Source organism: Citrobacter sp. RHBSTW-00887 (assembly GCF_013728095.1).
GTDB classification, from domain to species: domain Bacteria; phylum Pseudomonadota; class Gammaproteobacteria; order Enterobacterales; family Enterobacteriaceae; genus Citrobacter; species Citrobacter braakii.
The window spans coordinates 4379229-4391446 of record NZ_CP056267.1; the positions used below are offsets into that span (position 1 = coordinate 4379229).

Below are 12218 nucleotides of genomic sequence, written 5' to 3' on the forward strand. Positions count from 1 at the left end.
GCGCGATGATTCATATGTTTAAATTTCGAAAACAATATAACCATAAGCGTGGCGAATACACAATCATACGCACAGTGAGTACGTATTTAAGTTTTAATTAAACATTTCTATTATTAACACATTAAAAGTTAACATTAATTTATCAATTATTGGGTAACACATTGGTTTCATCCATTCAGAATGAATATAAAAGCTGATAAATCATAAAGATATGAAATCCCAAATGAGGCGTTATCTTTAGTTCTTCGTTACCATAAATGCAAATAAATATGCTTAAATATGTCAAACCGTGAAAAATATGTTCAACGATCAGATGATTAATTTTATATACCCTGAGAAATTCAGCACAATTCGCTTAAGTTTATCAGAAACTTTCCCCCTTAACGGGAGCATTTGCAGGGAATGGGGTTGACATCAGTCTTCATATCCAGTACCACTAAAAGCATATCGCATTCGCCTGGAGCTTGATTGATGACTTACATTGCTCGTTTTATCGGTCTACTACTACTAAACGCATTCTCATTGCGCGGTAGACTGGTGGACGACATTCAGCATTAAGTCAGCTCCAGTTAAGACAAAAAACCCGCGCCGTTGCGCGGGTTTTTTTATGCTCGAAGCAAGGCGCCCTAAAGACCAAGGACCTAAACCATGAGCCAGCAAGTCATTATTTTCGATACCACCTTACGTGACGGTGAACAGGCGTTACAGGCGAGCCTGAGTGTGAAAGAAAAACTGCAGATTGCGCTGGCCCTCGAGCGTATGGGCGTTGACGTGATGGAGGTCGGTTTTCCGGTCTCTTCACCGGGTGACTTTGAGTCCGTACAAACCATCGCTCGTCAGGTTAAGAACAGCCGCGTTTGCGCCTTAGCCCGCTGCGTAGAAAAAGATATCGACGTTGCCGCAGAATCTCTGAAGGTCGCAGAGGCCTTCCGTATTCATACGTTCATCGCCACCTCGCCGATGCATATCGCGACGAAATTACGTAGCACGTTGGATGAAGTGATCGAGCGAGCAGTCTACATGGTGAAGCGTGCGCGTAATTATACGGATGACGTGGAGTTCTCATGCGAGGATGCTGGCCGTACCCCTATTGCCGATCTGGCCCGCGTGGTCGAAGCCGCGATTAATGCGGGTGCCAAAACCATCAATATCCCCGATACCGTTGGCTACACCATGCCTTTCGAATTCGGAGCAATCATTTCTGGTCTGTATGAACGCGTACCGAATATCGATAAAGCCATCATCTCCGTGCACACCCATGATGATTTAGGTCTGGGCGTTGGCAACGCGTTGGCGGCCGTCCACGCCGGTGCTCGCCAGGTGGAAGGCGCGATGAACGGTATCGGCGAACGCGCCGGTAACTGCTCACTGGAAGAAGTGATCATGGCGATCAAAGTGCGCAAAGATATCCTGAACGTACAGACCCGCATTAATCACCAGGAAATCTGGCGTACCAGTCAGTTAGTCAGCCAAATCTGCAACATGCCCATTCCGGCCAACAAAGCCATTGTCGGTAGCGGCGCCTTTGCCCACTCCTCTGGCATCCATCAGGACGGCGTACTGAAAAATCGTGAAAACTACGAAATCATGACGCCTGAATCCATCGGTCTGAACCAGGTGCAGTTGAACCTGACTTCCCGTTCCGGACGCGCCGCAGTGAAACACCGTATGGACGAGATGGGATATAAAGAGAACGAATACAACCTGGACAACCTGTACGACGCATTCCTGAAGCTGGCGGATAAAAAAGGTCAGGTATTTGATTACGACCTGGAAGCGCTGGCCTTTATTAATAAACAGCAGGAAGAGCCGGAGCATTTCCGTCTGGATTACTTCAGCGTGCAGTCCGGCTCAAATGACATCGCCACCGCCTCCGTCAAGCTGGCCTGCGGTGAAGAAGTCAAAGCCGAAGCGGCGAACGGTAACGGTCCGGTCGATGCCATTTATCAGGCCATCAACCGTGTGACCGAGTACAACATCGAACTGGTGAAATACAGCCTGACCGCCAAAGGGCACGGTAAAGATGCGCTGGGCCAGGTGGATATCGTTGCTAATTATAACGGTCGCCGCTTCCACGGCGTCGGTCTGGCAACAGATATCGTCGAATCGTCCGCGAAAGCGATGGTTCATGTGCTGAACAACATTTGGCGCGCCGAAGAAGTCGAAAAAGAATTGCAACGCAAAGCTCAGAACAACGAGAACAACAAGGAAACCGTGTGATGTCGAAGAATTATCATATTGCTGTTTTGCCGGGCGACGGTATTGGCCCGGAAGTGATGGCGCAAGCCCTGAAGGTACTGGACGCAATCCGCAACCGTTTTAACATGCGCATTACCACCAGCCACTACGACGTGGGGGGTGCCGCTATCGATAACCATGGTCAGCCGCTGCCGCCTGCGACGGTTGAAGGCTGTGAGCAAGCCGACGCCATTCTGTTTGGCTCCGTTGGCGGCCCGAAATGGGAAAATCTGCCACCAAACCAGCAGCCTGAACGCGGCGCGCTGCTGCCGTTGCGTAAACACTTCAAATTATTCAGCAACCTGCGCCCGGCTAAGCTGTACCAGGGTCTGGAAGCATTTTGCCCTCTGCGCGCAGATATTGCCGCGAACGGTTTCGACATCCTGTGCGTGCGCGAACTGACTGGCGGTATCTACTTCGGTCAGCCAAAAGGCCGCGAAGGCAGCGGACAACATGAAAAAGCCTTTGATACCGAGGTTTATCACCGTTTCGAGATCGAGCGTATCGCACGTATCGCGTTTGAATCTGCTCGCCAGCGTCGCCGCAAAGTCACGTCGATTGATAAAGCCAACGTACTGCAAACGTCTATTCTGTGGCGCCAAATCGTCAATGAAATTGCTAATGAATATCCGGATGTTGAGCTGGCGCATATGTACATCGACAACGCGACGATGCAGTTGATCAAAGATCCATCCCAGTTCGACGTGCTGCTGTGCTCCAACTTGTTTGGCGACATTCTGTCTGACGAATGCGCCATGATTACCGGATCAATGGGGATGTTACCGTCCGCCAGCCTGAATGAGCAGGGCTTTGGTCTGTACGAGCCCGCTGGCGGGTCCGCTCCGGATATCGCCGGGAAAAACATTGCTAACCCTATCGCCCAAATCCTTTCGCTGGCGCTGCTGCTGCGCTACAGCCTGGATGCCAATGATGCGGCAACCGCAATTGAGAGCGCCATCAACCGCGCATTAGAAGAAGGCATTCGCACCGGTGACTTAGCCCGTGGCGCTGCCGCAGTCGGTACCGATGAAATGGGTGACATTATTGCCCGTTACGTCGCAGAAGGGGTGTAATCATGGCCAAAACGTTATACGAAAAATTGTTCGATGCGCACGTCGTCTACGAAGCGCAAAACGAAACCCCGCTGTTGTATATCGACAGACATCTGGTGCATGAAGTGACCTCTCCGCAGGCGTTTGATGGCCTGCGTGCGCATGGCCGTCAGGTGCGCCAGCCGGGTAAAACCTTTGCCACCATGGACCATAACGTCTCCACGCAAACCAAAGACATTAACGCTTCCGGCGAAATGGCGCGCATTCAGATGCAGGAATTGATCAAAAACTGCAATGAGTTTGGCGTCGAACTGTACGACCTGAACCACCCGTACCAGGGGATCGTTCACGTGATGGGGCCTGAGCAAGGCGTAACGTTGCCGGGTATGACCATCGTTTGCGGCGACTCCCACACCGCCACACACGGCGCGTTTGGCGCGCTGGCCTTTGGTATTGGCACCTCTGAAGTTGAACACGTTCTGGCGACGCAGACCCTGAAACAGGGGCGTGCCAAAACCATGAAGATTGAAGTTAACGGCACGGCAGCACCTGGCATTACCGCCAAAGATATCGTGCTGGCGATTATCGGTAAAACCGGTAGTGCAGGCGGTACCGGGCACGTCGTTGAATTTTGTGGCGAAGCCATCCGTGCGCTGAGCATGGAAGGCCGTATGACCCTGTGCAACATGGCCATTGAAATGGGCGCCAAAGCGGGTCTGGTCGCACCGGATGAAACCACCTTTAACTATGTGCAGGGGCGTTTACACGCACCGAAGGGTGAGGATTTTACCAACGCGGTTGCGTACTGGAAAACGCTGAAAACCGACGACAACGCGACGTTTGATACCGTCGTTACCCTGCAGGCAGAAGAGATCGCACCGCAGGTCACTTGGGGTACGAACCCGGGTCAGGTCATCTCGGTGAACGATAATATTCCCGACCCGGCGTCATTTTCCGATCCCGTTGAGCGCGCATCGGCTGAAAAAGCGCTGGCATATATGGGGCTGAAACCGGGTATTCCGTTAACAGAAGTGGCTATTGATAAAGTGTTTATCGGTTCCTGTACCAACTCGCGTATTGAAGATTTACGCGCTGCGGCCCAAATCGCCAAAGGACGCAAAGTTGCGCCAGGCGTACAGGCGCTGGTTGTGCCGGGTTCTGGTCCGGTGAAAGCGCAGGCTGAAGCGGAAGGTCTGGACAAGATCTTCATCGAAGCCGGGTTTGAATGGCGTTTACCGGGCTGTTCCATGTGTCTGGCCATGAACAATGACCGCCTGAACCCAGGCGAGCGCTGTGCATCCACCAGCAACCGTAACTTTGAAGGCCGCCAGGGCCGCGGTGGTCGCACGCATTTAGTCAGCCCGGCCATGGCCGCCGCTGCCGCCGTTACCGGTCATTTTGCCGACATTCGCAGCATCAAATAAGGAAACTACCATGGCAGAGAAATTTACCCAACATACCGGCCTGGTTGTCCCACTGGATGCCGCCAACGTGGATACCGACGCGATTATTCCCAAACAGTTTTTGCAGAAGGTTACGCGCACCGGTTTTGGCGCTCATCTGTTTAACGACTGGCGTTTTCTGGATGAAAAAGGGCAACAGCCTAACCCAGAGTTCGTACTGAACTTCCCGGAATATAAAGGCGCGTCAATTCTGCTGGCGCGGGAAAACTTTGGCTGCGGCTCTTCCCGTGAACATGCGCCATGGGCGCTGACCGATTACGGCTTTAAAGTAGTGATCGCGCCAAGCTTCGCTGACATCTTCTACGGCAACAGCTTCAATAACCAACTGCTGCCGGTGACCTTGAGCGACGCGCAGGTAGATGAAATCTTCGCCCTGGTGAAAGCCAATCCGGGCATTAAATTTGAAGTGGATCTGGAAGCGCAGGTGGTGAAAGCGGGCGATAAGTCCTACAGCTTTAAAATCGACGACTTCCGCCGCCACTGCATGCTGAACGGTCTGGACAGCATCGGGCTGACGCTGCAGCATGAAGCGGCCATCACCGAGTACGAAGACAAGCAGCCAGCGTTTATGCGCTAGTCCTTGTGGTGCCGGATAAGGCGTAAGCTGCCATCCGGCACTACAAAAATCAAACGTCCTTTACCCGCCCGGTCATCACCAGCGTGACCACAGAAATCGCCGCAATCACCCAATAGACGGCAAAGTGACCGTAGCTTTGCGCAACAGCCCCCTGAATCACTCCCGCGAGAATGACCCCCGTTGAAATACTGTTGGTAAATAATGTGGTCGCTGACCCCGCACGCCCTGGCATAAGATCCTGAAACCACAGCATTCCTATCCCGGCGATGATACCGATAAATACTGCATTAAATAGTTGCAGCACCAGCAGCGCCGTGCGGCTGTGAAAGAAGATCAAACCAAGATAAAACAGTACGCCCGCCGCGACGGCCGCGATCATCATTCGCCGTTTACCAAAGCGCTTCACATAGTAGCCCGCCAGGATCATCGCCGGAATTTCCAGCCCAGCCGCCGTCCCCATCAGGATACCGGCCAGCTTGTCCGGTAACCCCAGCTCAAGGCTTATCCACAGCGGCATATCGATGATGTACATGGTATTGCATGTCCACATCAGCGTGGAGGCAATAAACAACATGCGCACATTTTTGTCCTGCCAACCGCCGGTCTGTTCCAGCGGTACGTCAACAGGTTGCTCCACCCGCGTGACTGACGGCAGTATCAGCGCAATCAGCACCAGGCTAATGGCGAAAATCCCTGCGGCAATGGAAAACATCGCCGTAAAGCCGTAATTCAGCGCCAGCATGAAGGCCAGCGGCGGTCCAATTACCCAGGCCAGCGAAAGCTGCGCACGCATCACCGAGCTAAACATCACCACTTCACGCGCGGAGTTATCAGCGTATTCCCGCGCCAGCGCAAACAGCTGCGGCATGGCGGTATTCGCCAGCGAGGCCAGCAGCACACCGCAGGTGATAAGCGTAAGATAGTGGCGATTAAACGCAAACAGCAGCGCGTTTCCGATTGCCATCAGACAGCAGAACATGATCAGCTTGCGCCTGTCGCCCTGGCTGTCGGATCGTTTCGCGAGGGCAAGGCTGACAACAATCCCGACAATCGCATTGACGGTATAAAACAGCCCGACCCAAAACGGCTGCGCCCCGACTTCACGGCTCAGGAACAAGCTCAGCGTGGGTGCCTGCAATGCACCTGCTACGCCCATCATAAAAGCGACCAGCATAAATGCCGCGTAAACGCCGTTGAGGCGCCGTCCCATGGTCATAATCCAGAGCATTACAGTTCCTTTTAGCGCAGCAGAAACAAAAAAAGCCAGCAGTGATTATCTGCTGGCGCGGCGATTAACACCAATACTCAGTCACACATGATGTCTGCAATTCCCAATTCAGGAGTCAGGCTGTCACCTCCCACTGCATCAGTTCTTCGAGCATCTTTAAGCGCTGCGGTGCGCTCAGGCAAGCCAACCAGGACGATTTTTCTGTCGCGGTAAAGTATTTCAACCAGAACTGACGCATAGATGACCCCTTCGTTGTCTCATCGCTTCATCGGAATCTATTATTGGCTTAATATAGGGATAATAAAATTGCTGAGTTTTTCGCAGGAGTTCCCCTTTTATGTCTTCTGGTCGTCTGCAACAACAGTTCATCCGTCTGTGGCAATGCTGTGACGGCAAAACGCAAGACACGACGCTGAACGAGCTGGCGGAGCTGCTGAGTTGTTCGCGCCGCCATATGCGTACCCTGCTCAATACCATGCAAGAACGCGGCTGGTTAACGTGGGAAGCCGAAGTAGGGCGAGGTAAACGCTCGCGCCTGACTTTCCTCTATACCGGGCTGGCACTCCAGCAGCAGCGGGCAGAAGACCTGCTGGAACAGGATCGCATCGATCAACTGGTGCAGTTGGTCGGTGACAAAACGGCCGTACGACAGATGCTGGTTTCTCACCTGGGGCGCAGTTTTCGCCAGGGGCGGCACATCATGCGCGTTCTCTATTATCGTCCCATGCACAACCTGCTTCCCGGTACGGCGCTACGCCGTTCAGAAACTCATATCGCCCGGCAAATCTTCAGCGCCTTAATTCGGGTAAATGAGGAAAATGGGGAACTGGAAGCGGACATCGCCCATCACTGGCAGCAGATTTCACCTTTACACTGGCGATTCTTCCTGCGTCCGGGGATTCATTTTCATCATGGCCGCGAACTGGAAATGGAAGATGTCATCACCTCGCTGATGCGCATTAACGCCCTGCCGCTGTACTCGCACATCACGCAGATCGTTTCTCCCACGGCCTGGACGCTGGATATCCATCTCGCCCAACCCGACCGCTGGCTTCCCTGGCTATTGGGGCAAGTCCCCGCCATGATCCTGCCGCGAGAATGGGAGACGCTCAGCAACTTCTCCAGCCACCCAATTGGCACTGGTCCCTATGCGGTGATGCGCAATACCAATAACCAGCTGAAAATTCATGCATTTGATGATTACTTTGGCTACCGGGCGCTGATCGACGAAGTTAACGTTTGGGTATTACCCGATATCGGTGAAGAGCCTGGCGGTGGGTTGACGCTAAAAGGCCCCACCGAGGATGAAAAGGCGATCGAAAGCCGCCTCGAGGAAGGATGCTACTACCTGCTGTTTGATGCGCGCACCCACCGTGGCGCTAATCAGGAGGTTCGCGATTGGGTTAGCCGCGTTCTTTCACCAACCCATCTCATCTGCCACGCCGACGAACAGTTCCAGCGACTGTGGTTTCCCGCCTACGGTTTGCTCCCCCGCTGGCACCATGCCAAACCCGGCCATGGTGAAAAACCCGCCGGACTGGAAACGCTGACGATCACCTACTATCGCGATCACATCGAACATCGGATTATCGCGCAGATCATGAAGACGTTGCTGGCAGAGCATCAGGTACAGTTAAATATTCAGGAGATCGACTACGATCAATGGCATGCGGGTGAAATCGTCAGCGATATCTGGCTCAACAGCGCCAACTTTACCCTACCGCTGGATTTCTCGCTGTTCGCCCATTTGTGCGAAGTCCCGTTGCTGCAAAACTGTATCTCGCGGGACTGGGAAAACGATGCGGCCCGCTGGCGAACCGGCGAAATGAGCCTGGCGGCATGGTGCCAACAACTGCTCGCCACAAAGGCCATTGTGCCATTAATCCACCACTGGCTGATCATTCAGGGACAGCGCAGTATGCGCGGGTTACGCATGAATACCCTCGGCTGGTTTGATTTTAAATCAGCGTGGTTTGCACCACCGGATCCTTAGATCCGGCTCTTGATTGCCGCATAGCAACAAAATCATTACACTAACGCCGTTCTCAACGGGGTGCTAAATAAAAACATACACAGAATCATTCACGCTGCATCAAGGCGGCAAGCGAGTGAGTCCCCAGGAGCATAGATAACTATGTGACTGGGGTGAGCGACAAATCTGCCGGGAGCAGATTTGAACGCTGCTTGCAGCGGCCCCGAAGGGGCGAGGCCCGGAGATGGGCCGAGTAACGCAGCCAACACAGAGGCAGCGTGAATGATGAAGTGTATGGGCTGAGAGATACCCGTCGAACCTGATCCGGATAATGCCGGCGAAGGGATTTGAGGCTGCAACTCAAGTCCTTTGCCACCCAACTTTATGAGGTGCAAAGTGTTTAAAAAATGTCTTCCGCTTTTACTGCTGTGCGCAGCGCCTGCTTTCGCCAAACCTGTACTGACCGTTTATACCTACGACTCGTTCGCAGCTGACTGGGGCCCGGGCCCGACAATAAAAAAAACCTTTGAAGCTGACTGCAACTGTGAACTGAAACTGGTCGCGCTGGAAGATGGTGTCTCGCTGCTTAACCGCCTGCGCATGGAAGGAAAAAACAGTAAAGCTGACGTCGTACTGGGCCTCGATAACAACCTTCTGGAAGCCGCCACCCAAACTAAACTGTTTGCCAAAAGCGGTGTAGCAAGTGAAGCCGTAAACGTGCCCGGCGGCTGGAAAAACGATACCTTCGTTCCGTTTGATTACGGCTATTTCGCCTTCGTTTATGATAAGAACAAGCTGAAGAATCCGCCCAAAAGCCTGAAAGAACTGGTAGAGAGCGATCAAAAATGGCGCGTCATTTATCAGGACCCGCGTACCAGCACGCCGGGGCTGGGCCTGCTGCTATGGATGCAAAAAGTCTATGGCGATAAGGCGCCGGAGGCCTGGCGCGCGCTTTCGGCAAAAACCGTCACGGTCACCAAGGGCTGGAGTGAAGCCTACGGCCTGTTCCTGAAAGGCGAAAGCGACCTGGTACTCAGCTACACCACCTCTCCGGCCTATCACATCATCGCCGAGAAAAAAGACAACTACGTCGCAGCCAACTTTAGCGAAGGCCACTATTTGCAGGTAGAAGTCGCCGCCCGTACTGCGGCCAGCAAACAGCCGGAACTGGCCGAGAAATTCCTCAAGTTTATGGTGTCTCCGGCCTTCCAGAACGCGATTCCGACCGGTAACTGGATGTATCCGGTAACCCAGGTCGCCCTGCCGTCTGGATTCGAGCAACTGAATAAGCCAGCCACCGCGCTGGAATTTACGCCGCAGCAGGTTGCGGCTCAACGCCAGGCATGGATTAGCGAATGGCAACGCGCCGTCAGCCGTTAATTTCCGGCTGGCTGGTTCCAGGGCTTACCGCCGCCACGCTGATGGTGGCCGTTGCCCTGGCCGCGTTTCTGGCGCTGTGGTTTAACGCCCCACGGGGGGAGTGGCTCTCACTGTGGCAAGACGACTACCTGTGGCACGTGGTGCGCTTTTCTTTCTGGCAGGCTTTTTTATCCGCAGTGTTGTCGGTCATCCCGGCGATTTTCCTTGCCAGAGCGCTCTATCGCCGCCGTTTTCCAGGACGACTGGCGCTGCTGCGCCTGTGCGCGATGACGTTAATCCTGCCAGTGCTGGTCGCGGTCTTCGGTATTCTTAGCGTGTACGGTCGTCAGGGCTGGCTGGCCTCGATCTGGCATACATTCGGGCTGGAATGGACGTTTTCGCCGTACGGTCTGCAGGGCATTCTGCTGGCGCACGTCTTTTTCAATCTGCCGATGGCCAGTCGTCTGCTGTTGCAGTCGCTGGAGAATATTCCCGGCGAACAGCGACAGTTAGCCGCTCAGTTGGGTCTGCGCGGCTGGCATTTCTTCCGCTTTGTTGAATGGCCGTGGCTGCGTCGGCAAATTCTTCCCGTCGCGGCGCTCATCTTTATGCTCTGTTTCGCCAGCTTCGCCACTGTTTTGTCACTGGGCGGTGGACCGCAGGCCACAACCATCGAGCTGGCGATTTATCAGGCGCTGAACTTTGATTACGATCCCGCCCGCGCCGCCATGCTGGCGTTGATCCAGATGGTTTGTTGTTTAGCGCTGGTGCTCTTCAGCCAACGTCTGAGCCGCGCCATCGCCCCCGGTACCACGTTGGTTCAGGGCTGGCGCGATCCCGACGATCATCTGCACAGCCGCCTGGCAGACGCACTGCTGATTATTCTGGCCCTGCTGCTACTGCTGCCGCCGCTGCTGGCGGTAATTGTCGATGGTATTAACCGCCATATGCTGGATGTTCTTAAGCAACCTGTACTGTGGCACGCACTGGGAACCTCGCTGCGCATTGCGCTGGCGGCAGGTGCGTTGTGCGTAGTTCTCACCATGATGCTGTTATGGAGCAGTCGTGAACTGCGTGCCCGACAGCAGGTGCTGGCGGGTCAGATGCTGGAACTTAGCGGCATGATGATCCTCGCCATGCCGGGCATCGTGCTGGCAACCGGCTTCTTTCTGCTGCTCAATAACACCATTGGACTCCCCGAATCAGCCGACGGCATTGTCATTTTTACCAATGCGCTGATGGCGATCCCTTACGCGCTGAAGGTGCTGGAAAACCCAATGCGGGACGTCACCACCCGCTACAGTATGTTGTGCCAGTCGTTGGGAATTGAGGGATGGTCGCGCCTGAAAGTGGTTGAACTGCGCGCCCTGAAGCGCCCGCTGGCGCAGGCGATGGCTTTTGCCTGCGTGCTGTCGATTGGCGATTTTGGCGTGGTTGCGCTATTTGGTAATGAGGATTTCCGCACCCTGCCGTTTTATTTATATCAGCAGATTGGCTCTTATCGCAGTCAGGATGGCGCAGTTACGGCGTTATTGCTGCTGATCCTGTGCTTTACGCTGTTTACTGTTATTGAGAAATTGCCGGGTCGAAATGTTAAAACTGATTGATATCACATGGCTTTATCACCATTTGCCGATGCGCTTTACGCTGTCGATCGCACGCGGTGAGCAGGTCGCGATCCTCGGGCCCAGCGGCGCCGGGAAAAGTACGCTGCTGAATCTGATCGCCGGCTTTCTCACGCCTGCCAGCGGTACCATGTTGATTGAAGGTGAAGATCACACCGCCACGCCTCCATCACGTCGCCCCGTTTCGATGCTGTTTCAGGAAAATAACCTGTTCAGCCACCTGAGCGTGCAGCAAAACATCGGCCTGGGCCTTAACCCGGGATTGAAGCTGAACGCATCGCAGCGGGAGAAAATGCATCACATCGCCCAGCAAATGGGGATTGACTCACTGCTGGAGCGCCTCCCCGGTGAGCTTTCCGGCGGTCAGCGACAGCGCGTAGCGCTGGCGCGTTGCCTGGTGCGGGAACAACCCATTTTGCTGCTTGATGAACCGTTCTCTGCGCTCGATCCCGCCCTGCGCCAGGAGATGTTAACGCTGGTTGCTGAAGTCTGTCGCGATAAACAGCTTACCTTACTGATGGTGTCCCACAGTGTAGAAGATGCGGCGCGAATTGCGTCCCGTTCGATTGTGGTCGCCGACGGGCGCATCGCCTGGCAGGGCAAAACGGATGAGTTATTAAGCGGTCAGGCCAGCGCCTCGACGCTCTTGGGCATCAAAGCCGAGTGATTGATTTCCCAGGCCGGATAAGCGTCAGCGCCATCCG

11 protein-coding genes are annotated in these 12218 nt (G+C 54.2%); 9 read left to right on the plus strand and 2 right to left on the minus strand.

What is annotated here, in order from left to right:
* Positions 1-471: 471 nt before the first annotated feature.
* The 5 genes from leuL to leuD all read left to right on the plus strand — a co-directional run bounded on the left by leuL (position 472) and on the right by leuD (position 5330).
* On the plus strand, positions 472-558 hold the full coding sequence (leuL, locus tag HV314_RS27670; RefSeq protein ID WP_049269161.1) for a leu operon leader peptide: 87 nt from the start codon (positions 472-474) through the stop codon (positions 556-558).
* A 90-nt stretch (positions 559-648) separates the two neighbouring features.
* Positions 649-2220, plus strand: a complete 1572-nt coding sequence (gene leuA, locus HV314_RS20955) for a 2-isopropylmalate synthase (RefSeq protein ID WP_016151686.1) — start codon at positions 649-651, stop codon at positions 2218-2220.
* Complete coding sequence (gene leuB, locus HV314_RS20960) at positions 2220-3311, plus strand: 3-isopropylmalate dehydrogenase (protein WP_016155686.1); 1092 nt, start codon at positions 2220-2222, stop codon at positions 3309-3311. Before leuA ends, leuB begins: the two co-directional genes overlap by 1 nt.
* 2 nt (positions 3312-3313) lie before the next feature.
* Positions 3314-4714, plus strand: a complete 1401-nt coding sequence (gene leuC / locus HV314_RS20965; RefSeq protein ID WP_016155685.1) for a 3-isopropylmalate dehydratase large subunit — start codon at positions 3314-3316, stop codon at positions 4712-4714.
* A 10-nt stretch (positions 4715-4724) separates the two neighbouring features.
* Positions 4725-5330, plus strand: coding sequence for a 3-isopropylmalate dehydratase small subunit (leuD, locus tag HV314_RS20970; protein ID WP_137380759.1), 606 nt, complete (start codon positions 4725-4727; stop codon positions 5328-5330).
* A 49-nt stretch (positions 5331-5379) separates the two neighbouring features.
* On the opposite strand, the gene HV314_RS20975 is transcribed toward leuD, so the two are convergent.
* A complete protein-coding gene (locus HV314_RS20975) occupies positions 5380-6558 on the minus strand; it encodes a sugar efflux transporter (protein ID WP_016155683.1) in 1179 nt (392 codons plus the stop codon).
* Positions 6559-6673: 115 nt separating this feature from the next.
* Positions 6674-6796 carry a glucose uptake inhibitor SgrT gene (sgrT, locus tag HV314_RS20980; protein ID WP_016151681.1) on the minus strand — a complete coding sequence of 41 codons (123 nt, stop codon included), beginning with the start codon at positions 6794-6796 and terminating at the stop codon, positions 6674-6676.
* A gap of 99 nt (positions 6797-6895) precedes the next feature.
* On the opposite strand from sgrT, the gene sgrR reads away from it, so the two are divergent.
* The 4 genes from sgrR (at position 6896) to thiQ (ending at position 12181) form a co-directional block, all read left to right on the plus strand.
* The gene (sgrR, locus tag HV314_RS20985) at positions 6896-8551 is read left to right on the plus strand and encodes an HTH-type transcriptional regulator SgrR (protein WP_016155682.1); all 1656 of its coding nucleotides are present in this window, start codon (positions 6896-6898) and stop codon (positions 8549-8551) included.
* Positions 8552-8926: 375 nt separating this feature from the next.
* Positions 8927-9910, plus strand: coding sequence for a thiamine ABC transporter substrate binding subunit (gene thiB, locus HV314_RS20990; protein WP_181546615.1), 984 nt, complete (start codon positions 8927-8929; stop codon positions 9908-9910).
* Positions 9886-11496 (plus strand): thiamine/thiamine pyrophosphate ABC transporter permease ThiP, encoded by a 1611-nt coding sequence (gene thiP, locus HV314_RS20995; protein WP_080859377.1) that lies wholly within the window; start codon positions 9886-9888, stop codon positions 11494-11496. Before thiB ends, thiP begins: the two co-directional genes overlap by 25 nt.
* Positions 11480-12181: a thiamine ABC transporter ATP-binding protein ThiQ gene (thiQ, locus tag HV314_RS21000; RefSeq protein WP_016151677.1), complete on the plus strand. Its 702-nt coding sequence runs from the start codon at positions 11480-11482 to the stop codon at positions 12179-12181. The genes thiP and thiQ overlap by 17 nt, the downstream gene beginning before the upstream one ends.
* The last annotated feature ends 37 nt before the right edge of the window (positions 12182-12218 follow it).